15 protein-coding genes are annotated in these 21686 nt (G+C 72.6%); 9 read left to right on the forward strand and 6 right to left on the reverse strand.

Annotated features, from left to right (window positions below):
* The first annotated feature begins 32 nt into the window (after positions 1 to 32).
* The 6 genes from scy (at position 33) to ACPT94_RS19705 (ending at position 9349) form a co-directional block, all read left to right on the forward strand.
* Entirely contained in the window at positions 33 to 3908 is a 3876-nt protein-coding gene (gene scy / locus ACPT94_RS19680) for a polarized growth protein Scy (protein ID WP_425246423.1), read from the forward strand.
* A gap of 183 nt (positions 3909 to 4091) precedes the next feature.
* On the forward strand, positions 4092 to 5027 hold the full coding sequence (locus tag ACPT94_RS19685) for a coiled-coil domain-containing protein (RefSeq protein ID WP_360337621.1): 936 nt from the start codon (positions 4092 to 4094) through the stop codon (positions 5025 to 5027).
* Positions 5028 to 5181: 154 nt separating this feature from the next.
* Positions 5182 to 6135 (forward strand): ABC transporter ATP-binding protein, encoded by a 954-nt coding sequence (locus ACPT94_RS19690; protein ID WP_425246424.1) that lies wholly within the window; start codon positions 5182 to 5184, stop codon positions 6133 to 6135.
* A 2-nt stretch (positions 6136 to 6137) separates the two neighbouring features.
* Complete coding sequence (locus ACPT94_RS19695) at positions 6138 to 6908, forward strand: ABC transporter permease (RefSeq protein ID WP_425246425.1); 771 nt, start codon at positions 6138 to 6140, stop codon at positions 6906 to 6908.
* A gap of 111 nt (positions 6909 to 7019) precedes the next feature.
* Positions 7020 to 8483, forward strand: coding sequence for an ABC transporter ATP-binding protein (locus ACPT94_RS19700; protein WP_425246426.1), 1464 nt, complete (start codon positions 7020 to 7022; stop codon positions 8481 to 8483).
* Positions 8480 to 9349 (forward strand): ABC transporter permease, encoded by an 870-nt coding sequence (locus ACPT94_RS19705; RefSeq protein WP_425246427.1) that lies wholly within the window; start codon positions 8480 to 8482, stop codon positions 9347 to 9349. Before ACPT94_RS19700 ends, ACPT94_RS19705 begins: the two co-directional genes overlap by 4 nt.
* A gap of 58 nt (positions 9350 to 9407) precedes the next feature.
* Here the strand turns inward: ACPT94_RS19705 and ACPT94_RS19710 are convergent, their stop codons facing one another.
* A complete protein-coding gene (locus ACPT94_RS19710) occupies positions 9408 to 9740 on the reverse strand; it encodes an ATP/GTP-binding protein (RefSeq protein ID WP_360337606.1) in 333 nt (110 codons plus the stop codon).
* Between the two features lie 223 nt (positions 9741 to 9963).
* Between ACPT94_RS19710 and ACPT94_RS19715 the strand changes: the two genes are divergently transcribed.
* A complete protein-coding gene (locus ACPT94_RS19715; protein WP_360337603.1) occupies positions 9964 to 10992 on the forward strand; it encodes an LLM class flavin-dependent oxidoreductase in 1029 nt (342 codons plus the stop codon).
* An 85-nt stretch (positions 10993 to 11077) separates the two neighbouring features.
* Here ACPT94_RS19715 and ACPT94_RS19720 read toward each other — a convergent pair whose 3' ends face one another.
* On the reverse strand, positions 11078 to 11470 hold the full coding sequence (locus ACPT94_RS19720; protein ID WP_360337600.1) for an SCO5389 family protein: 393 nt from the start codon (positions 11468 to 11470) through the stop codon (positions 11078 to 11080).
* Positions 11471 to 11778: 308 nt separating this feature from the next.
* Between ACPT94_RS19720 and nucS the strand changes: the two genes are divergently transcribed.
* Positions 11779 to 12450 carry an endonuclease NucS gene (gene nucS / locus ACPT94_RS19725; protein ID WP_026084867.1) on the forward strand — a complete coding sequence of 224 codons (672 nt, stop codon included), beginning with the start codon at positions 11779 to 11781 and terminating at the stop codon, positions 12448 to 12450.
* A gap of 89 nt (positions 12451 to 12539) precedes the next feature.
* On the opposite strand, the gene ACPT94_RS19730 is transcribed toward nucS, so the two are convergent.
* Together ACPT94_RS19730 and ACPT94_RS19735 are read right to left on the reverse strand one after the other, a co-directional pair.
* Complete coding sequence (locus ACPT94_RS19730) at positions 12540 to 15050, reverse strand: ATP-binding protein (protein WP_425246428.1); 2511 nt, start codon at positions 15048 to 15050, stop codon at positions 12540 to 12542.
* Positions 15051 to 15285: 235 nt separating this feature from the next.
* Complete coding sequence (locus ACPT94_RS19735) at positions 15286 to 15609, reverse strand: STAS domain-containing protein (RefSeq protein ID WP_360337593.1); 324 nt, start codon at positions 15607 to 15609, stop codon at positions 15286 to 15288.
* A 421-nt stretch (positions 15610 to 16030) separates the two neighbouring features.
* Between ACPT94_RS19735 and ACPT94_RS19740 the strand changes: the two genes are divergently transcribed.
* Complete coding sequence (locus tag ACPT94_RS19740) at positions 16031 to 16603, forward strand: cob(I)yrinic acid a,c-diamide adenosyltransferase (protein ID WP_360337590.1); 573 nt, start codon at positions 16031 to 16033, stop codon at positions 16601 to 16603.
* A 59-nt stretch (positions 16604 to 16662) separates the two neighbouring features.
* Here the strand turns inward: ACPT94_RS19740 and ACPT94_RS19745 are convergent, their stop codons facing one another.
* Positions 16663 to 17082: a hypothetical protein gene (locus ACPT94_RS19745; protein WP_425246429.1), complete on the reverse strand. Its 420-nt coding sequence runs from the start codon at positions 17080 to 17082 to the stop codon at positions 16663 to 16665.
* On the reverse strand, positions 17079 to 21632 hold the full coding sequence (locus ACPT94_RS19750) for a DNRLRE domain-containing protein (RefSeq protein ID WP_360337584.1): 4554 nt from the start codon (positions 21630 to 21632) through the stop codon (positions 17079 to 17081). Before ACPT94_RS19750 ends, ACPT94_RS19745 begins: the two co-directional genes overlap by 4 nt.
* Positions 21633 to 21686 lie beyond the last annotated feature (54 nt).

Raw genomic sequence — 21686 nt, forward strand, 5'->3', positions numbered from 1 at the left:
GCTTGCGACCAGGGGACGGATGGGACCGCGCAGTGCGGGGCTACGAGAGCCAGGAGCGGGAGCCGGCGGCTGACGTCGACCACCTCACTCGGTTCGAAGCCGAGATGAAGCGGCTGAAGACCGAGCGGGAAAAGGCGATCCAGCACGCCGAGGACCTCGGCTACCAGGTCGAGGTGCTGCGCGCCAAGTTGCACGAGGCGCGGCGCACCATCATGTCCCGGCCCGCCTTCGACGGCGGTGACATCGGCTACCAGGCCGAGCAGCTGCTGCGCAACGCGCAGCTGCAGGCGGACCAGATCCGCGCCGACGCCGAGCGCGAGCTGAGCCAGGCGCGGGCGCAGACCCAGCGCATCCTGCAGGAGCACGCCGAGCAGGCGGCCCGGCTCCAGGCGGAGCTGCACGCGGAGGCGGTGGCCCGCCGGCAGCAGCTGGACCAGGAGCTGGCGGAGCGCCGGCAGACCGTCGAGTCGCACGTCAACGAGAACGTGGCCTGGGCCGAGCAGCTGCGGGCCCGCACCGAGTCGCAGGCCCGCCGGCTCCTCGACGAGTCGCGCGCCGAGGCCGAACAGGCCCTGACGGCCGCGCGCGCCGAGGCCGAGCGGGTGGCCACGGAGGCCCGGCAGCGGCTGCAGAGCGAGGCCGAGGCGGCCCGTGCGGAGGCCGAGCAGCTGCTGCGCCGTGCCCGCGCGGACGCCGAGCGCCTGCTGAACGCCGCCTCCACCCAGGCGCAGGAGGCCACCGACCACGCCGAGCAGCTGCGCAGCTCCACGGCGAACGAGTCGGACGCCGCCCGCCGCCAGGCCCAGGAGCTGAGCCGGGCCGCCGAGCAGCGCATCGCGGAGGCCGACACGGCGCTGCGCGAGGCCCGTGCCGAGGCGGAGAAGCTCGTCGCCGAGGCCAAGACGGCCGCCGAGAAGGCGCTGCAGAGCGCCGAGTCCGCCAACGAGCAGCGCACGCGTACGGCGAAGGAACAGGTCGCCCGGCTGGTCAGCGAGGCGACCAAGGAGGCCGAGACCACCAAGGCGGACGCCGAGCAGGTTCTCGCCGACGCCCGTGCCGAGGCCGAGAAGGTCCTCGCCGAGGCCGCCGAGAAGGCCCGCACGCTCACCGCCGAGGAGAGCGCGACCCAGCTGTCGAAGGCGGCGAAGACCGCCGAGGACGTCCTGAACAAGGCGCAGGAGGACGCGCAGCGCACCACCAAGGCCGCCGCCGAGGAGGCCGAGCGCATCCGCCGGGAGGCCGAGGCCGAGGCGGACCGGCTGCGCGGCGAGGCGCACGACATCGCCGAGCAGCTCAAGGGCGCGGCGAAGGACGACACCAAGGAGTACCGCGCCAAGACGGTCGAGCTGCAGGAGGAGGCCCGCCGGCTGCGCGGCGAGGCCGAGCAGCTGCGTGCCGACGCGGTCGCCGAGGGCGAGAAGATCCGGGCGGAGGCCCGCAAGGAGGCCGTCCAGCAGATCGAGGAGGCGGCGAAGACCGCCGAGGAGCTGCTGTCGAAGGCCAAGGCCGACGCGGACGAGCTGCGCCAGAAGGCCACCACGGACAGCGAGAAGGTCCGTACGGAGGCCATCGAGCGGGCCACGACGCTGCGCCGCCAGGCCGAGGAGACGCTGGAGCGCACCCGCAAGGAGGCCGAGCAGCAGCGCGACGAGGCGGTCGACCTCGCGGAGACCATCACCTCCAACGCCGAACAGGCCGCGCGTGAGCTGCGCGAGGAGGCCGAGCGGGCGGTCGAGGCCCGGCGCGCGGAGGCCGCCGAGGAGCTGACGCGCCTGCACTCGGAGGCCGAGCAGCGGCTCGCCTCCGCCGAGCAGGCGCTCACCGACGCCCGTGAGGAGGCCTCGCGGATCCGCCGTGAGACCGCCGAGGAGACCGACCGGCTGCGCACCGAGGCCGCCGAGCGGATCCGCTCCCTCCAGCAGCAGGCGGAGGCGGAGGCGGAGCGGCTGCGCACCGAGGCCGCCGCGGACGCGTCCGCGTCCCGCGCGGAGGGCGAGGCCGTCGCCGTACGGCTGCGGTCGGAGGCCGCCGCGGAGGCGGAGCGGCTGAAGTCGGAGGCGCAGGACACCGCCGACCGGGTGCGCGCGGAGGCGCAGGCCGCGGCCGAGCGGCTGGCCGCCGAGGCGTCCGAGACGCTGGCCGCCGCGCAGGAGGAGGCCGCCCGGCGTCGCCGCGAGGCCGAGGAGCTGCTCGGCGCGGCCCGCCAGGAGGCCGACCAGGAGCGGGAGCGGGCCCGCGAGCAGAGCGAGGAACTGCTGGCGTCGGCGCGCCGGCGTGTGGAGGACGCGCAGGCCGAGGCCGTCCGCCTGGTGGAGGAGGCCGACCGGCGCGCCACCGAGATGGTGTCGGCGGCCGAGCAGCACGCCCAGCAGGTGCGGGACTCGGTGGCCGGGCTGCACGAGCAGGCCCAGGAGGAGATCACCGGGCTGCGTTCCGCCGCCGAGCACGCGGCGGACCGTACGCGGCGGGAGGCCGAGGAGGAGGCGGACCGGGTCCGCACCGACGCCTACGCCGAGCGGGAGCGGGCCAGTGAGGACGCCTCGCGGGTGCGGCGTGAGGCGAACGAGGCGGCGGAGGCCGCCAGGGCGCTGGCCGAGCGGACCGTCGGCGAGGCGATCGCGGAGGCGGAGCGGCTGCGCTCGGAGTCGGCCGCGCACGCCCAGCGGGTGCGTACGGAGGCCTCGGACACCATCGCCCAGGCCGACCAGGACGCGGCGCGCACCCGGGCGGACGCCCGCGACGACGCCAACCGCATCCGTTCGGACGCGGCGACGCAGGCGGACACCCTCATCACGGAGGCGCGCGCCGAGGCGGAGCGGCTGCAGACGGAGACCATCGCCGAGGCGGAGCGGCTGCAGTCGGAGACGGCCGCGGAGGCCGAGCGGGTGCGGGCCGAGTCGGTCGCCAAGGCGGAGAAGCTGATCGGGGACGCGAGCGGCGACGCGGAGCGGCTGCGGGCCGAGGCCGCCGAGACGGTCGGTTCCGCGCGGCAGCACGCCGAGCGGATCCGGGTCGAGGCCGAGCGGGTCAAGGCGGAGGCGGCCGCGGAGGCCGACCGCATGCTGAGTGTGGCGCGCGAGGAGGCCGACCGGACGCTGGACGAGGCCCGCAAGGACGCCAACAAGCGGCGTTCGGAGGCGGCCGAGCAGGTCGACACGCTCATCACGGAGACCACCGCCGAGGCGGACAAGCTGCTCACCGAGGCGCAGCAGCAGGCGCTGAAGACCACCGCGGAGGCGGAGGCGCAGGCCGACACGATGGTCGGCGCGGCCCGCGCGGAGGCCGATCGGCTCGTCTCCGAGGCGACGGTCGAGGGCAACGCCCGGGTGGAGAAGGCCCGCACGGACGCGGACGAGCTGCTCGTCGGCGCGCGCCGGGACGCGACCGCCATCCGGGAGCGGGCGGAGGAGCTGCGCGACCGCATCACCGCCGAGATCGAGGAGCTGCACGAGCGGGCCCGCCGCGAGGCCGCGGAGACGATGAAGTCGACCGGCGACCGCTGCGACGCGCTCATCAAGGCCGCCGAGGAGCAGCTCGCCAAGGCGCAGGCCAAGGCCAAGGAGCTGGTGTCGGAGGCCAATTCCGAGGCCGGCAAGGTCCGTATCGCCGCCGTGAAGAAGGCGGAGGGGCTGCTCAAGGAGGCCGAGCAGAAGAAGGCCACGCTCATCAAGGAGGCCGAGGAGCTCAAGGCCGAGGCGATCCGCGAGGCGCGGCGCACGGTCGAGGAGGGCAAGCGCGAACTGGAGGTGCTGGTCCGCCGTCGGGAGGACATCAACGCCGAGATCTCCCGGGTCCAGGACGTGCTGGAGGCGCTGGAGTCCTTCGAGGCTCCGTCCGCGGGCAAGGACGCGGCGGTCAAGGCGACGGTGGGCGCGCCCCGATCGGGTGGCAAGTCCTCGGAGGGCTAGCGGCCGGGCCGGAATCCGTTGTTGTCTGGGGCCTTTGACCAACTTTTTGGCAAGCCGTCCGCCGATTGGCCACCCAAAAGGGGTGTCATTCCTCAGATCAAACACGTATCCGCTCGATGACAGACCGCTTCGGCCCCTAGGATTCCACCTATCACCTCACCGGTCTCATTCGACAGGAACCCCATGAGCGACACTTCCCCCTACGGCTTCGAGCTTGTGCGGCGTGGATACGACCGCGCTCAGGTGGACGAACGGATCTCCAAGCTCGTCTCCGACCGTGACAGCGCTCTCGCCCGCATCACCGCTCTGGAGAAGCGCATCGAGGAGCTCCACCTCGAGACGCAGAACGCCCAGGCGGCCGTCAGCGAGGCCGAGCCGTCGTACGCGGGCCTCGGCGCGCGTGTCGAGAAGATCCTCCGCCTCGCCGAGGAAGAGGCCAAGGATCTGCGCGAGGAGGCCCGCCGCGCGGCCGAGCAGCACCGCGAGCTCGCCGAGTCGGCGGCCCAGCAGGTTCGCAACGACGCAGAATCGTTCGCTGCGGAGCGCAAGGCCAAGGCCGAGGACGAGGGCGTCCGGATCGTCGAGAAGGCCAAGAGTGACGCCTCGCAGCTGCGCGCCGAGGCCCAGAAGGACGCGCAGTCCAAGCGCGAGGAGGCCGACGCCCTCTTCGAGGAGACCCGCGCCAAGGCCGCGCAGGCCGCCGCCGACTTCGAGACGAACCTCGCCAAGCGCCGCGAGCAGTCCGAGCGCGACCTGGCGTCCCGTCAGCAGAAGGCGGAGAAGCGTCTCGCGGAGATCGAGCACCGCGCGGAGCAGCTGCGCCTGGAGGCGGAGAAGCTGCGCACGGACGCCGAGCGCCGCGCCCGCCAGACCGTCGAGACGGCGCAGCGCCAGGCCGAGGACATCGTGGCCGACGCCAACGCCAAGGCCGACCGCATCCGTTCGGAATCCGAGCGCGAGCTCGCGGCGCTCACCAACCGCCGCGACTCGATCAACGCCCAGCTGACGAACGTCCGCGAGATGCTGGCCACCCTGACGGGCGCCGCGGTCGCCGCCGCCGGCTCCCCGACCGAGGACGAGCCGATCTCCCGGGGCGTGCCGGCTCAGCAGACCCGGTAGTCACCGAGTACGAGCGAGGTGAGGGGCGGCGGAGCCTGGTCCGCCGCCCCTTTCGCCTGCGCCGGCACGGCTTTGACGGTTGTTGCCGCAGGCGTTGGCCGCTGTTTGCCCATCCGGGTGGCATCCGCCGCGCGTCGGTCATAGCGTGGCTCGCATGATCGAGCTCGAGGGTCTGACCAAGCGGTACGGCGACAAGGTGGCGGTCGACAACCTCACCTTCACCGTCAGACCGGGCATCGTCACGGGCTTCCTCGGTCCCAACGGCGCCGGCAAGTCCACCACCATGCGGATGATGCTCGGACTCGACCGGCCGACCTCCGGCGACGTACGCATCGACGGGCAGCACTACGACCGGCTCAAGGACCCGCTGAAGTACATCGGCGCCCTGCTGGACGCCAAGGCCGTGCACGGTGGCCGCAGCGCCTACAACCATCTGCTGTGCCTGGCGCAGAGCAACGGCATCCCCACGGGCCGGGTGCACGAAGTGCTCGACACCGTGGGGCTCACCGCCGTGGCGAAGAAGAAGGCGAAGGGGTTCTCGCTGGGCATGGGCCAGCGGCTCGGGATCGCGGGCGCGCTCCTCGGCGACCCGCGGATCCTGATGTTCGACGAGCCGGTCAACGGCCTCGACCCCGAGGGCATCCACTGGATCCGCACCCTGATGAAGTCGCTGGCCGCGCAGGGGCGGACGGTGTTCGTGTCGTCCCACCTCATGAGCGAGATGGCGCTGACCGCCGACCATCTCGTGGTCATCGGCCAGGGCCGGCTGCTCGCCGACACCTCCATGGCGGACTTCATCGCCCGTAACTCGCGGTCCTACGTCCGCATCCGCACCCCGCAGCGCGAGCGGCTGCTCGATGTGCTGCACGCCGCCGGGATCACCGTCGTGGAGACCGGCAACGGCACGCTCGAGGTCGACGGGGACAAGTCCGAGGCCATCGGGGAGCTGGCCGCGCAGCACCAGGTCGTGCTGCACGAGCTGAGCCCTCAGCAGGCCTCCCTGGAGGAGGCGTTCATGCAGCTGACCGCGGAGTCGGTCGAGTACCACGCGCACACCGACCCGGCCTCGCAGCAGCAGCCGTGGGGCGACGGCTGGAAGAGGGACTGAGCATGGCGGCGACACAGGTCATCCGGTCCGAGTGGACGAAGATCCGCTCCGTGGCGTCCACCGTCTGGACGCTCTCCCTCGCCGTTGTCGTCACCATCGCCCTCGGCATGCTGATCTCGGCGCTGTCGAAGAGCGAGTTCGACAACATGAGCCGGGGCGACCGGCTCTCCTTCGACCCGACGTTCATCAGCTTCGCCGGGATGAGCCTCGGTCAGCTCGCGATGATCGTGTTCGGGGTGCTGGTGATCTCCAACGAGTACAGCACCGGCATGATCCGCACCTCGCTGGCCGCTGTGCCGCAGCGCGGCGCCTTCCTGTTCAGCAAGATCGCGGTGGCGGCCGGGCTCGCCCTCGTCGTCTCGATGGCGACCAGCTTCGTCACGTTCTTCCTGGGCCAGGCGATGCTCGGCTCCCACAAGGCGTCGATCGGCGACACCGGCGTGCTGCGGGCGGTGATCGGCGGCGGCCTCTACATGACGCTGATCGCGGTGTTCTCCATGGGCGTGGCCGCGATGCTGCGTTCGCCGATGCTGTCGCTGGGCATCCTGATGCCGTTCTTCTTCCTCATCTCCAACATCCTCGGCAACGTCGACGCGACGAAGAAGATCGGCCGTTATCTGCCCGACCAGGCCGGCAGCAAGATCATGCAGGTGGTCACCCCGATCGACGACGACACACCGTACGGGCCGTGGGGCGGGCTCGCGATCATGGTGGTGTGGGTGGTGGCGGCCCTCGCCGGCGGATACCTGCTGCTGAAGAAACGCGATGCGTGAAGCTCGGGGCTTTACTTTGATTTGAGCGGAACCGTCAGCGCCTCGATATCCTCCTAACCCTTACGGGGGGCGTGCGCCCCGCTGTCCTGAACCTGTCGATGGGTGCGGAGCATGATCGAAGCAGTCGGCCTGACCAAGCGCTACGGCGACAAGACCGCTGTGTACAACCTTTCCTTCCAGGTACGACCGGGTGCCGTCACGGGCTTCCTCGGGCCGAACGGCTCGGGCAAGTCGACGACGATGCGGATGATCCTCGGCCTGGACAACCCGACCTCGGGGACGGTGACGATCGGCGGCTACCCGTACCGCAAGCTGCCGAACGCGCCCCGCCAGGTCGGGGCCCTGCTGGACGCCAAGGCCGTGCACGGCGGCCGGCACGCCCGCAACCACCTGCTGTGCCTGGCCCAGCTCTCGGGCATCCCGGCCCGCCGGGTGGACGAGGTCCTGGGCGTGGTCGGCCTCCAGGACGTGGCGAAGAAGCGGTCCAAGGGCTTCTCGCTCGGCATGGGGCAGCGGCTCGGCATCGCCGCCGCGCTCCTCGGCGACCCGCAGGTACTGCTGTTCGACGAGCCGGTCAACGGCCTCGACCCCGAGGGCATCCTCTGGGTGCGCAACCTGATGAAGTCCCTCGCGGCGGAGGGACGGACCGTGTTCGTCTCCTCGCACCTCATGAGCGAGATGGCGCTGACCGCCGACCACCTCATCGTCATCGGGCGCGGACAGCTCCTCGCCGACATGAGCGTGACGGACTTCATCTCGGCGAACTCCGCCGACTTCGCCCGCGTCCGCACCCCGCACACCGAGCCGCAGCTGCGCGAGAAGCTGGCCGCCGCGCTCACCGAGGCGGGCGGCCATGTGCTGCCCGAGCAGGACGGCGCCCTGCGCGTCACCGGCCTGGCCCTCCCCCGCATCAGCGACATCGCCCACGACACCGACGTACGCCTGTGGGAGCTTTCGCCGCACCAGGCCTCCCTGGAGGAGGCGTACATGCGGATGACGCAGGGGGCCGTCGACTACCGGTCGACCATCGACCAGAAGGCCGGCCTCCAGCAGCCGCTGCCGCCCGGCGCCCAGCCACCGATGCCGGTACCGGGCCAGGGCCAGCCCGGCTGGTACGCCCCGCCGCCCCCGCAGCACGGCTACGCACCGCCGCAGCCCGCCCAGGGCGCCGCGCCGGCGCAGGGGGCCGCTCCGGGGCCGTACGGCGCCCCGGGCGCGCCCGCCGCCCCGGCGCCGGGCGGCGCCAACCCGTACGCCCAGGCCGCCCCGGGTCAGCCCGCCGCCGCGCCGCCCGCGTCGGCGCAGTCGCCCGCCACACTGGCCCTCGCACCGCAGGACCAGGCACCGGCGGCCCCGGCAGCGGACGGCCCGCGCGCACAGGCGCCTTCCGCCGCCGCGCAGGTCCCCTCGCCCGCGAGCCAGACCCCGGCCGCGGGCGCGGCAGCCGCCGCTGCCCCGGCGCCGCAGGGCCAGGTCCCGGTGGTCCCGTCCGCCGCCGCGCAGGCCCCTGCCGGCCCCGCGCCCGCCGCAGGCGCCTCCGCACCCGCCCCGACCAAGACCGAGGACGCCCGATGAGCACGCCCCAGACCCCGGCTCCGCAGACCGCGCCCGCCTGGCAGGGGGCGCCCGGGGCCGCCTACCCCGGCTACACCTCGCCGATCCCCGTCGTGCGCACGCACCTGGGGCACGCCATCAGCTCGGAGTGGACGAAGATCCGGTCGGTGCGCTCCACGATGTGGACGCTGGGCGTGTTCGTGCTGCTCGTCGTCGGCATCGGTCTGGCGACCGCCGCGCTGGTCTCCGCCAACGCGGGCGAGGACGAGCTGTCCCGCGAGAACCCGCTGTCGTTCGGCTTCTTCGGACTGCTCCTCGGCAGCATGTGCATCATCACGCTCGGCGTGCTCACCACCGCCTCGGAGTACGGCACCGGCATGATCCGGACCACGATGGTGGCCTGCCCGACCCGCGGCCGGGTCCTCGCGGCCAAGGGCGTCGTGTTCTTCCTCGTCGCCTTCGTGGTGACGCTGGTGTCGGCGATCCTGGTCGCGATGGTGGACGTGGCCCTGATGCCGGAAGCCCGCGAGCCCTCCGGCGGCGAATGGCTGAAGGGCACGCTCGGTGTGTCCCTCTACATCGCCCTGCTCGGACTGCTGTCACTGGCCGTCGGCTCGGTCATCCGGCACTCGGCGGGCGCCATCACGGTCATGATCGGTCTGGTGCTGGCGCCGCTGGTGATCGCGCTCTTCATGTTCTCGTCGTCCCTGGAGGACCTGCGCCAGGCCCTGTTCGAGTACTCGATCCCCAACCAGCTCAGCGTCTTCTACTCCACCTCGCTGACCGACAGCGGCCCGTCCGGCTGGGACCCGCTGTGGATCGCGCTCGGTGTGACGGCCGCCGCGTTCGCGGGCGCCTTCGCGCTGCTGGAGAAGCGGGACGTGTGACCCTCGGGAGCCCTCTGCGCGAGGACCTTCTCCACCAGGACCTTCTCGCGAGGACCCGCTAGAACTTCGGCGCGTTACGGGACCGCCGCACCCCGGGGGTGCGGCGGTCCCGCGCGTTCCAGCAGGCCTTGTGCCAGTGTCTGCGGTCGTCGACGCCCGCGTGCTCGGGCCAGGCGACGACATGCGGCACACCGTCCGGGATCATCTGGTCGCAGCCGGGGCAGCGGTACGCCTTGCCCTGCGCGCTCGCGCCCGCCACGTGCCGCACGCTCCACTCATCGCCCTGCCAGCTCACCGAGGACTGCCAGCCGCCGTAGCGGCTCGCTCGGTCGTCCTCGGCGCTCCGGCCGGACGAGCCGTCACCCTTGGGTCGGTTGCGACGCGGGGACACGGGACACCTCACGGGGCTATACAGGGAGCAGGGTTGGTGTCCAGCCTACGCGGCGCCGACGGGGGTACCCGAAGGTCGCCGAACCTCACAAGTCCCCCTCCGATGTGCCCGATTCTGCAGACAATCCGCAAATCTCCCCGCCAGGCCGTGTCCTCGGCACGTGTCAGACGGTTATGCCGGGTGGGGGAGCTCCGTGTCGGGGCCAAGGAAGCAGGAAAGTCCCATGCGTGTTGGAAGTTTCGTGTTGGCGGCCCAGTTCCCGGGGCAGGGCCAGGGGGAGGCACTGCATCGCGCGGTCCGCTCCGCAGAGGTCGCCGAGGAGGCGGGCCTGGACTCGGTCTGGCTGGCCGAGCACCACTTCGTGCCGTACGGCACCTGTCCGTCCGCGGTCACCCTGGCCGCCTTACTGCTGGGCCGCACCCGGCGCCTCCGGGTCGGTACGGCGGTGAGCGTGCTGCCCACCGCCCACCCCGTCGCCCTCGGCGAACAGGCCGCGCTGCTGCATCTGACGAGCGGCGGCCGCTTCTCGCTGGGCGTGGGGCGCGGCGGTCCCTGGGTCGACCTGGAGGTGTTCGGCTCGGGCCTGGAGGCGTACGAACAGGGGTTCCCGGAATCGCTCGATCTGCTGGTGCGCTGGCTGCGCGAACCGTCCGTCGGTGCGGACGGCGAACGCTACCGCTTCCGCGAGGTCCCGGTGGTCCCCCGGCCGTCGGAGGCCCTGACGGAGACCGAGGGTCCGGAGGTGATCGTCGCGTGCACCTCCCCCGCGAGCGTGCGGCTGGCCGCCGAGCGCGGACTGCCGATGCTGCTCGGCATGCACGTCGGGGACGAGGAGAAGGCGGAGATGATCGCCCTGTGGCGCCGGCACGCGCGCGCGGCCGGGCGGCCGGCGGCGGAGATCGACGGCGCGGGCCATGTCTCGGCCGGTGTGTGCCAGATCGCGGACCGGCGTATCGACGCGGTGGAGACGCTGGTGAAGGCGATGCCGGGCTGGCTGAAGCAGGGCCTCGACGCACATGTGACGGTGGACGGCCGGAGCCGGTCCATGCGGGACCCGGTGGCGTACACCGAACTGCTCTGCGGGCTGCACCCGGTGGGCACCCCGCGGCTGTGCGCCGACCGCCTCGCGGCGACCAGCGAGCGGACCGGCATCTCGCGCTTCGCCCTCCTCGTCGAGGGCTCCGGCGACCTGGCGGCCACGGAGGAGAACGTTCGGCGGCTGGGCTCGGAGGTCCTCCCCCACCTCCGGTGAAGGGCCCCGCCGCCGAGGAGCTTGCCGCTCCCGTACCGCTGGCATCTCCCGCATGAGGAGCGGCAAGCAACAGGCTTTCACTGCCTCAGCAGTCCCGGAACTCCGGGGACTGGTTCAGCACCTGACTGCGGACCGAGGTGAAGCGGGTGAGCGTCTCGTCGACCGAGGTGTCCAACGGGAACACCGCCACCCGGTGGCAGTTCTGGAACGCCAGCCGCACACCGAAGTGTCGCTGCAGGGCGCCGCGAATCGCGTCACTCGCCAGCGCTCGCAGCAGCTGCCCGCGTGCCTGCTCGTCCGGCGGGGGCGTCTGGTTGTCGGCGAACTGTCCGCCGTCCACCTTCAGCTGGACCACCAGGGAGCTGATCATCTCCCATGCGTAGGGCAGGGAGGTCCGGACGCAGTCGACGAATTCTGCTTCGTCGACCTCGCCTCGCTCGGCCTGTTCGAGTAGGGCCGGTGAGACGTCGAGCGACATGGGTTCTCCTCTCGCACCCCCGAAGCGCAGGGGTTGCCGGACAGGGAAAGGGATTTCGCCATGCAAGAACACCGAGCACGCTGAGTACACGCATCGCGACCTCCCGTTCTCTACGGTAGGCAACGGACCGTGACCGCACCAGGAGAACGGGCACATAGGGAGGGCAGGTTGGGCCCACTATCGGCCACTGTCGAACTGAGGTTTTCCCGATCAAAAGGTGCGGGCCCCAGGGCTTCGGTTGAGGGTGAGGGCGGAGGGCAGGCGGGCGAATCGCGTGGCCCCTGGTACGTCGAGTAGCGTTGCCGACCATGCGTCTCGTCATTGCCCGGTGCTCCGTGGACTACGCGGGCCGGCTCACCGCCCACCTCCCCTCCGCCCCCCGTCTCATCCTGGTGAAGGCGGACGGCAGCGTCTCGATCCACGCCGACGACCGGGCCTACAAGCCCCTCAACTGGATGTCGCCGCCCTGCACGCTGAAGGAGGGCACCGGCGAGGAGGAAGGCGTCTGGACCGTCGTCAACAAGGCGGGCGAGAAACTGATCATCACCATGGAGGAGGTCCTCCACGACTCCTCGCACGAACTCGGCGTCGACCCCGGCCTGATCAAGGACGGCGTGGAAGCACACCTCCAGGAACTGCTCGCCGACCGCATCGAGACGCTCGGCGAGGGCTACACCCTCATCCGCCGCGAGTACATGACCGCCATCGGCCCGGTCGACATCCTCTGCCGGGACGCCGAGGGCCGGACCGTCGCGGTGGAGATCAAGCGGCGTGGTGAGATCGACGGCGTCGAGCAACTCACCCGCTACCTGGAGCTGTTGAACCGAGACCCCCATCTGGCGCCGGTGCGCGGCATCTTCGCCGCCCAGGAGATCAAGCCCCAGGCCCGCGTCCTGGCCACCGACCGCGGCATCGGCTGCCAGGTCCTGGACTACGACGCCCTGCGCGGCATCGAGGACGACAAGCTGCGGCTGTTCTGAGCGACGGCACGACGAATCGGTACGACGACGAGGGCCGGGTCCGGTGGAGGACCCGGCCCTCGTCGTTGTGCCGGAAAAGGGGTGGCGGCTCAGATCACCGGGTCGGAGGAGGCCGCCGACACCGAGGAGCCCGAGGCGCTGGGCGAACCGGCGCTGCTGCTCTCAGTGGTGACCGGGGCGGAGGCGGTGTCGCTGGCGGAGTTCGACGCGGAGGGTGATTCGCTCGGGGGCTGACTCGGCGATTCGGATGCGGACGGCGAGGGGGACCCGGAGCCCGTGCCTGTGCTGGACGACGTCGACGGGCTCGGTGATGCCGAGGAGCTGCTGCTCGAGGACGGCTTCCCCGTCGGCGAACCCGACGGCCGACTGCCCCCGGACCCCTGCGTGCCGCTGGGATCGTCCGAGGGGCGAGCCTCCTCTGTGGGCGTCGGATCGTCCGACGTCCCCATCGTCCCGTCCGGTCCCGGATCCGTCGGCCGGCTGGTCGCCACCCCGGTGTCCCCGTTGCCGGAGTCGTCGCCAGGGGTGTCCGCGCCCGGGCTGCCGTCGTCCGCGCCGGCGCTGGCGGAGGGCGTGACGCCGCCCCGGTCGGAGGGGTCGGTGGCGTCGTTGTTGGAGGTCGCGCCGAGTGTGACCACCGTGCCGAGCACGGCGACGAGCAGGGCGCCCGCGCCGGCCGCCACGAGGTTGCGCTTGGCCAGGCCCCGCAGGCCGCCCCGGCCGCGGTGCGCCGGTGCCGGGGAGGGCCGGGCGGTGACGACGGTGGGGCCGGTGGGCGGCGCCGACGGGAGGGCGGCCGTGATGGCGCGCGGCGGTGGCGCCGGCTCCTCGTGGCGGACGTCGGGCGCCTCGTCGCCGGCCGTGAGCGCCACCAGGCCGGGTATGTCGCCCGAGCGGTCGGCGACCAGGGCGAGGGCGCGGCGGCCGGCGACGGTGCCCCGCTTGTCGGCGAGGGCGCCGCGCAGGCCGAGGGAGGCCTCCAGTTCGGAACGGGCCCGGTCGAGCTGTCCGGCGCAGAGGGCGAGGACGCCCAGTTCGTGGTGGAAGTAGGCCCGGTCGGCGGACTCCCCGGCGAGGCGGGCGGCCTCGGCGCCCTCGTGCAGGGTCTGCTCCCAGGCGCTCCAGTGCAGCCCGGCGGCGAAGGCGGGCGCGGCGGTGCGGGCCAGCTGGACCGCGGTGGCCTCCTCGCCCTCTTCGGGTCGCTCGGTGGCGGGGACGGTCACGGCGAGGGCGGCGAGGATCGCGTCGGCCTCCGCGGACACCCGCTCGGGCGTCACCGAGGGGTGTCCGGCCCACCAGGCGTAGTGCTGGGCGGCGGTGTGGGCGCGGTCGGCGACGTCGTCGGCGTATCCGGCGGCTTCCAGCTGGGTCTGCACGCCGGCGGCGAGGCGGTAGCGGGCGCCGACCGGGGAGACGAGCCCGCAGGCCGCGAGTTCGCCGAGGGCGGCGTCGGCGTGGGTGTCGCCGACCAGGGCGGGCAGATGGGCCTGGTGCGGGACCTCACCGCCGAGGGCGACGGCGAAGCGCAGGGTGGCGCGGGCCGAGGCGCTGAGGCGGGCGGCGAGCAGCGGGGCGGGCGCGGCGGCCTCGCCCAGCGAGGGCAGGGGTATCTCCTCGGCCTCGCCGGCACCGGCGTCGAGGGGCGAGGCGAGCGGGCGGGCGTCCTCGAAGACGCCGAACTCGTCGACGGCGCCGGCGGTGGCCCGTAGCTGGTCGCGCTGGAGCAGCAGGGCGCCGGCCTGGACGAACCGCAGCGGCAGGCCCTCGGACTCGAACCAGAGGTCACCGGCCCAGTTGGCCTCCTCCTCGGTGAGGACCCGGCCGACGGCGCGCTCGATCACCTCGACGCCGCCCGCGCGGTCGAGGCCGCTCAGGGCGACCTCCTCGACGGCGGAGTCGGCGGAGGGCGCCGGGACGTCGGGGGCCGCGCCGAACAGGAAGGCGCACTCGGGGGTGGCGTCGAGCAGCTCGTCGAGGGCGGCGCCGCCGAACTCCAGGTCGTCGACCACGACGACCGCGCCGATCTCGCCGACGAGGGCCCGCAGTTCGTCGTCCTCGGGGCGGTGGAGGGGGGCCTCGTAGACGGTGTGGAAGAGGTCGTGCAGCAGGTCGGCCGTGGTGCGGTGGTAGCCGACGAGGCGGACGACGCCGTCGGGGGCGAGGTCGGCGCAGTCCTCGGCGACGAGGTCGAGCAGGCTGGTGCGGCCGGAGCCGGCGGGGCCGACGAGGCGGACGGAGCGGCCACGGGCGAGCAGACGCACCAGCTGCTCCCGCTCGTCCTGGCGGCCCAGCAGCGACTGCGTCGGCCGGGCGGGGCCGGCCGGTACGGGAGGCCTGGTCGCGCGGTCGGCCTCGGCGCGCGCCTCGGGCGTGCGCCTGGCGGGCCGTTCGGGCCGCTCGGTGGGCGGGCACAGCTCGATCTCGCTGCCGTCGACGGGGTTGACCGTGAGGAGGTGGTCCCCGCTGACGAGACGCACGGTGCGCGCGAGGGCCGGCGTGTGCGGGCCGAAGTCGGGCGTCAGGGGGTCCCTGGACGGGCGCGGACGCGGCGCTTGGCCGTCGTGGCCGTACTCCTCGGGTCCCCGGGTGTTCGGGTCCATGGGTTCAAGCCCCCCAAAAGCGTCGTGTGGCGGTAGCCCCTCCCGGCCTTGCTGCACACTGCGCTGTCGCTTCTGGTCCGGTGCCCGCTCGAGGGCTGCGGGCGGCGGGCAGACGAACCGTAAACCTTCGCACAGTATCTACGACAGTCCGGGGTGGCGCGCCGCCCGAGACGTCACGGTCCGGTCAGGATTGCGCGGCTTCACGTTTCTTCGCGGGTCTCCCGGTGTGCGGGTCTCACACTCCGGGCAGCGACTCCACGCCGATGCCGCCTTCGATGGCGAGGATCCGGTGCAGCCGGGTGGCCACCAGCAGGCGCTGCATCTGGGGCGGTACCCCGCGCAGGACCAGGCGGCGGCCGCAGCGGCCGGCCCGGCGGTGGACGCCCATGATGACGCCGAGTCCGGTGGCGTCCCAGGAGTCGAGTTCGGACAGGTCGAGCACCAGGTCGCCGACGCCGTCGTCCACCGCCGTGTGCAGGACCGTACGGGCGTCCGCCGCGCTGCGGACGTCGAGGCGGCCCCCGACGACCAGCTCGACGTGGTCGCCCCTGATGTACATAGCGCTCCCCTAAGCGTGCGTCTCGTGCTCCGCGGTGTGATGTCCGGTGTTGCCTCCTCTGACTGCGTGAAGCGCTCAGAGGTTGCCGTCTGTGAGCGAACCGATACTGAATTCACCCGCAGGGGTGAGACCTGTGGGGCCTGTGCGGTTCCGGGTGCTTGGAGAAGCCCTGCCCGCTCGCGCATCCGATCTCACCGGCATCAGCCATCCGGCGCATCGGCTGCCCTCCCCACGGCTCTCGGCCGGACACTAGCGGGCGTGAGGGCGCTGTGTGACCGGTAAGTAACGCGTCTCACGTCTCAGGGCGTGAGACGCCGGTCACGTCGTCAATTCCTGCCCGATTCACACCGATTGGCCCCGCACTGACCAGCGGTGACGAAGGGAACGGAACGGATCCGGAAGGACGGTCTAGATTGGCCGCATGGTCAATCTGACACGCATCTACACCAGGACCGGCGACCAGGGCACCACGGCCCTCGGCGACATGAGCCGGGTCGCCAAGACCGACCTGCGGATCGCCGCGTACGCGGACGCGAACGAGGCGAACGCGGTCATCGGTACGGCGATCGCGCTGGGCGGGCTCGACGAGGAGATCGTCAAGGTGCTCACCCGCGTGCAGAACGACCTGTTCGACGTGGGCGCGGACCTGTCGACCCCGGTGGTGGAGAACCCGGAGTTCCCGCCGCTGCGGGTGGAGCAGTTCTACGTCGACAGGCTGGAGGCCGACTGCGACCGCTTCAACGCGGAGCTGGAGAAGCTGCGCTCCTTCATCCTGCCCGGCGGCACCCCCGGCGCGGCCCTGCTGCACCAGGCCTGCACGGTGGTCCGTCGCGCCGAACGCTCCACGTGGGCCGCCCTGGAGGTCCACGGCGAGGTGATGAACCCGCTGACCGCGACCTATCTCAACCGGCTGTCGGACCTGCTGTTCATCCTGGCCCGGACGGCCAACAAGGCCGTGGGCGATGTCCTGTGGGTTCCCGGCGGGGAACGCTGAGGAGGCTCGCCCACGGCCGTGGGTGCCGGGCGGGGTGCGGTGACCCCGCCCGGCACGGCTCAGCCGGCTTCCTTCAGCTCACCGTCGGCGGTGAGCCGCAGCGAACCGGTCAGGGCCTGGTCGCAGCCCTCCTCGGTCTGCCGGAGGGTGATCGTGCGGGAGGCCTCCAGCTTCTTCGCTCCCGGGCCGCCGGAGAGCGTCAGGGTCACCTTCGGCTTTCGTTCGTCGAAGCCCTCGGGCAGGTGCACCCGGGCCCGGACCACGTCGCCGTACACCGCCGGCGCCCCGCTCGCGCAGTGGTCCGCGACGCACAACCGGTAGGTGGCGTCCGGGCCGTAGGGCAGCGCGTCGGCCTGCCAGGTGACGGCCACCTGCGGGACGAGGTCGAGCAGTTCGCACGGTTTCGCGGGCCCGCCGCACGCGGTCAGGGTCCCCAGGGCCGCGACGGCGGCGCCGGCCCACCGCACGGCCCTGTTCACCACTTCTTCACCAGTCCGGGCAGCGCGTCCTCGGCCAGCTTGATGTCGGTGAAGATGATCTCGCAGTCGTAGTCGGTGGCGTCGGAGCAGTCCTTGTCGTCGTTCCAGCCGTCGTCGTTGCCGTCGGAGCCGATGCCCCAGCCGGCGCACATGCCGCCGGAGATGACGCCCTTGGCGTAGATGTGGCCGTTGCTGAGGACGGTGTAGACGGGCCCGCCGGAGTCACCGGGGTAGTCGCAGGTCCCGGAGTTCTTCTTGGCGCGGGTGGCGTTCTTGATGATCGTGCCGTCGCTGTACTCGATGGTCAGCTTGCCGCTGGTGACCTTCCAGTTGCAGACCTCGCCGGTGGTCGAGCCGCCGGAGCAGAACTTCTGGCCCACCTTGGAGCGCGTGGTCCAGCGGTCCTGGATGCGGCGGGTGGAGGTGCCGCTGGGACCGCCCTTGTAGATGCGCGCCGAGACGTTGTACTTGTTGTCCAGCACCTCGCCGGTCACCAGGTCGCCCGAGTAGTACGACTTGCCGGCCACCTTCACCGATCCCTTGCTGTTGTTCCAGTTGTCGTACGCGACGAAGGCGAAGGTGACGTCCGGGTTCCAGCCGTCCATGTAGCCGTTGCCGGTGGTGCAGTGGCCCGCGCTGAGCATGTACGGCTTGCCCTGGTGGGTCCAGGGGAACGCGGTGGTGCACCGGATGCCGTTGCTGGTGGTGCCGTTGGAGTAGACCCGCACCGGCTCGTAGGCCGCGCCGCCCTTGTAGGGGGTGGCGTCACTGTAGCGGCCGGCCGAGTTGCGCAGGGCCGCCACCTCGGGGGCGACGCGGACCGCGACGGTGTCGCTGCCGTAGCGCTTGCCCAGGGCGTCGGCGACGGCGTCGTTGCCCGCCGGGACCTCGACGACGACACGGTTGTTCTCCGCGTCGACGGCGGCCGTGACCAACTGTGAGGCGCCGGGCACCTCCTCGTCGGTCAGCAGCAGCACCTCGTCGGTGATGGACTGCAGTTCGGCCTGGCTGTGCTCGACCTCCTCGGTCACGGGGGTGATCGTCGTGTCCTGGGTGGCCACCGGGTCGGCCACGCCGTCCTCGCCGGTCGGGGCGGTCACGTCGGTGTCCGGGTCGCCCGCGGCGCTGCCGTCGTCGCTGCCCTGGTCCACGGGGATGTCGGTGAGCGTGATGGCGGCGGTGGCGTCGGTCTTCGCGGCGCTGTCGGCGACCGGCGCGACGATCTTGCCGCTGTCGTCGTCGAGGTACGGCGGCGCGAAGGCGTCCGGGGCTGCCTCGGCGCGTTCCTCGGCGGCCTCCAGGGCGTAGGACTCGGCGGTGTCCGGCTCGGCGAGGGCGTCGAGGGCGACCGGCTGGGTGAGCACGTCGACCCGGTTGAGGACGACCCCGACCGGCTCGGAGGGGGCCGGGCTGTCGTCGCCCTCGAAGCGGACCCGCAGCTGGAGGTCCCCGTCGGCGGCGAGCGCGCCGGTGTCCCAGACCAGGCCGGACAGCGTGCCGCCGCTGACGGCGACGGGCCAGGTCACGGCCGTACCGGAGGCGTTGGTCACCTGCGCGGCCGGGATGTCGGTCCAGGCCTCGGTGTCCGCCCGGCGGTACTGGACGGTGGCGCCGGTCAGGTCGGCGGGGCCGGCGACGGCCAGCGGCACCTGGTGGCCGGCGTCCTCGCCGGGCAGCGGGGAGACGAGGCCGGCGGTGCCGACGTGGAAGGTGTACGCGGTGGCCGCGGAGGCGTTGCCCGCCTTGTCGACGGCGACCACGGTGAGGTGGTGGCTGCCCTCGTCCGGGACGGTCACCTGCACGGTGGTGGCGGCTCCGGCGGCGGCGACGGTGGTCTCGGCACCGTCGTCGAGCCGGTAGCGCAGGGAGCTCAGCCCGGCGTCGCCGGACGTCAGCTTGAAGGCGCCGGTGTCACCCGCGTCGCCGGCCCAGCCGTCACCGGGGAAGTCCGGTGAGCTGACGCCGGGGGCCGCGGGGGCCACGGTGTCGACGGTGAAGCGGTAGTGCGCGGCGGGCCCCCAGGTCCCGGCCGAGTCGACCGCGCGGACGTGCAGGTACCAGGTGCCCTCGCCCTTGGTGACGGAGTACGCGGCCGTCGAGCCGTCGGTGACGGTGTCGGGGACGGTGGTGGCGGAGGCGTCGACCGTGTAGCTGTATCCGGCGGCGGTACCGGCGGTCTGCCAGGCGGCCGAGAAGGCGGTGCTCCGGTAGGCGCCGGACTGGTCGGGGTGGCTGGTCGAGGTGATCGTGGGCCGCAGCGCCAGGCCGGCGTCGACCTGGAACGCGAAGTGGGCGGCGGTCGCCGACCAGTTGCCGGCCTTGTCCTTGGCGCGGACGTGGAGGTACCAGGTGCCGTCGGAGGCGACGGCCGCGCGGAACGTGGTGCCCGTCTGGACGGTGCCGGTGGTGGCGGGCACGGTGCTCGCGCTCTGGTCGACGCTCACCGCGTATCCGGCGACGCCGGAGTTGTCGGTGGGCGGGGTCCAGGAGAAGTCGGCGGTGCGGCTCGCGTAGACGGCGGAGGCCAGCGGGTGGGTGGAGGAGGTGACGGCGGGGGCGCCGGGCAGCGTCGTGTCCACGTGGAACGTGAAGTGCCGGGTGGCGGACCACAGTCCGGCCGCGTTGCGGGCGGCGGCGTGCACGTACCAGGTGCCGTCGGCGCGGTCGGCCGCCGAGACGGTGGTGGAGGTCTGGGTGACCTCGGTGCCCGCGGGGGTCAGCGGACTCTGGTCGATCTTGACGGCGTATCCGGTGATGGCGCTGGTGTCGCTCGCGCTCAGGGTGCCGGTGAAGTCGTTGGCGCCGTACCAGGAGTCCGGGGACGCGTGGGTGGTGCTGGCGATCGCCGGCTCGCCGGGCGCGGTCGGGTCGACGGTGAGGGTGCGCCAGCTCGACCATGCCTTGGACCAGTTGGCGCCGTCGTAGGCCCTGGCCCGCCACTTGTACACGCCCGAGGGCAGGGTCGGCGAGGCCCAGCTCGCGATGGAGGCCGGGGACAGGTAGGCCGTGGTGCCGGTGGTCCGGCGGGTGGCCAGGTCGGCGTCCCAGACCTCGAAGGTGTAGCGCAGCTCGTCGAGGTCGGCGTCGGTGGCGCGGGCCCGCAGCGTGGGCGTGGCGTCGGCCGTCGCGGTACCGCTGAGCGGCAGGAACGGGGCGGCGGTGCTCGGGTAGGCGTCGTAGGTGACGCTGAGGTGCGGCTCGGTGTCCGCGTCCTCGCCGGAGACGTAGTTGGCCGAGCGGTAGCGCCGCCAGGTCAGCGAGTCGGTCTCGTCGACGCCGCGGACCTGGACACCGTTGTTGTCCTCGCCGTCGGCCCAGGCCTGGACGATGGCGTCGACGTCGAAGTTCACGGTGCCGGCCGGGCAGTCGCTGGAGTAGCCCTTGGCGACCGTGGAGGTCACCGCGCCGGTGGTGGTGGTCGAGGGCTGCTCGCCCCAGGTGACGGCCGACGAGGTCCAGGCGGAGGTGACACGCCGGATCTGGGTGCCGGAGCCCGCGGTGGAGCAGGAGGAGGACCAGGTCGAGTAGAGGGCCAGGTTGGTGTCGACGATGTGCTTGCCGGCCAGGTCCGACACGTCGAACTTCAGGTACGAGCGGGCCTTGGTGGTGCCGCCGTCGTACGTGCCGGACTTCAGCTCGGTCGAGGAGACCTGCGAGTCGGGGTAGTTGGTGGCGACCCAGGTGTCGGTGCTCGCGGCGAGGGTGGACGTCGGGTCGACGGTGACGGGATAGTCGGCGGTCCTGAGGAACTCCGGGTCCGGGGTGAGGACCAGGGTCTGGCCGCCGTCCGCGTCCTCCTCGATCTCGGTGCCGACGGGCAGTTGCCGTTCCGGTTCGCCCGAGGCCGGGTCGCGGCTGGAGTCCCACATCATCGGCGCGGGCGCCTCGGCGACGAGCCGGCCGGCGGTGTCCTTCAGCAGCAGGTGGCCGGACTCGGCCTGGGACAGGCGCAGTCCGGCGGTGCGCACCGGTATGCGGTAGGTGACCTGTTCGGCGGGCGCCTCGGCCAGGACGACGTTCTGGGAGAAGCCGTCGGGCAGCGCGGTGACGGTGAGGGTCTCTGCCTGTCCCACCTCGTACGAGGCGGTGTCGCCCTCGATGTCCGGGGCGGGCAGCGGCTTCTGCCAGCCGAGCCCGAAGGACCGGCTCCCGTGGGTCACGGTGGCGAGCTTGGTGTCACCGCCGTCCGAGACGTCGACGTCGGTGGCGGTCGTCTCGGGGGTGAGGCTGGCGCCGGTGTCGGACAGTGTGGTGTCGATGGGATGCCAGGTCCCGTTCTCCTTCACCCGGACCGGGGCGGGGAACGCCTCCGCGGTGAGCGTGCCGTCCGGGTTGGCCCAGAGGCCGCCGGTCGCGGTGCGCTCCGAGAGGATCTCGATCCGGCGGCCCTGCGTCTGGGCGAGGAGCCGCGCCTCGGACTCGTCGGCGGCCTCGGCGGGGCCGAGGTCCCGTGCCGGCAGCGCGGCCGGTGCCGGTTCCGTGCCGGTGTCCGCCTGCGCCCCCTGCTCGACCACCGCGGCGAAGCCACCGGTCAGAGCCAGCACCAGCATGGCCGCCGTGGCTCGTTTCCGACCACTCCAGCGCGGTCTTCGCTGGGTCCGTAT

This window comes from Streptomyces aurantiaciflavus, assembly GCF_049808595.1.
Lineage (GTDB): Bacteria > Actinomycetota > Actinomycetes > Streptomycetales > Streptomycetaceae > Streptomyces.

Bases quoted from the DNA above. Each gene is read 5' to 3' on its own strand.
- ACPT94_RS19685 (WP_360337621.1), top strand. From the start codon at position 4,092: ATGAGCGACACTTCCCCCTACGGCTTCGAGCTTGTGCGGCGTGGATAC.
- ACPT94_RS19690 (WP_425246424.1), top strand. From the start codon at position 5,182: ATGATCGAGCTCGAGGGTCTGACCAAGCGGTACGGCGACAAGGTGGCG.
- ACPT94_RS19695 (WP_425246425.1), top strand. From the start codon at position 6,138: ATGGCGGCGACACAGGTCATCCGGTCCGAGTGGACGAAGATCCGCTCC.
- ACPT94_RS19700 (WP_425246426.1), top strand. From the start codon at position 7,020: ATGATCGAAGCAGTCGGCCTGACCAAGCGCTACGGCGACAAGACCGCT.
- ACPT94_RS19705 (WP_425246427.1), top strand. From the start codon at position 8,480: ATGAGCACGCCCCAGACCCCGGCTCCGCAGACCGCGCCCGCCTGGCAG.
- ACPT94_RS19715 (WP_360337603.1), top strand. From the start codon at position 9,964: ATGCGTGTTGGAAGTTTCGTGTTGGCGGCCCAGTTCCCGGGGCAGGGC.
- ACPT94_RS19720 (WP_360337600.1), bottom strand. From the start codon at position 11,470: ATGTCGCTCGACGTCTCACCGGCCCTACTCGAACAGGCCGAGCGAGGC.
- nucS (WP_026084867.1), top strand. From the start codon at position 11,779: ATGCGTCTCGTCATTGCCCGGTGCTCCGTGGACTACGCGGGCCGGCTC.
- ACPT94_RS19730 (WP_425246428.1), bottom strand. From the start codon at position 15,050: ATGGACCCGAACACCCGGGGACCCGAGGAGTACGGCCACGACGGCCAA.
- ACPT94_RS19735 (WP_360337593.1), bottom strand. From the start codon at position 15,609: ATGTACATCAGGGGCGACCACGTCGAGCTGGTCGTCGGGGGCCGCCTC.
- ACPT94_RS19740 (WP_360337590.1), top strand. From the start codon at position 16,031: ATGGTCAATCTGACACGCATCTACACCAGGACCGGCGACCAGGGCACC.
- ACPT94_RS19750 (WP_360337584.1), bottom strand. From the start codon at position 21,632: ATGCTGGTGCTGGCTCTGACCGGTGGCTTCGCCGCGGTGGTCGAGCAG.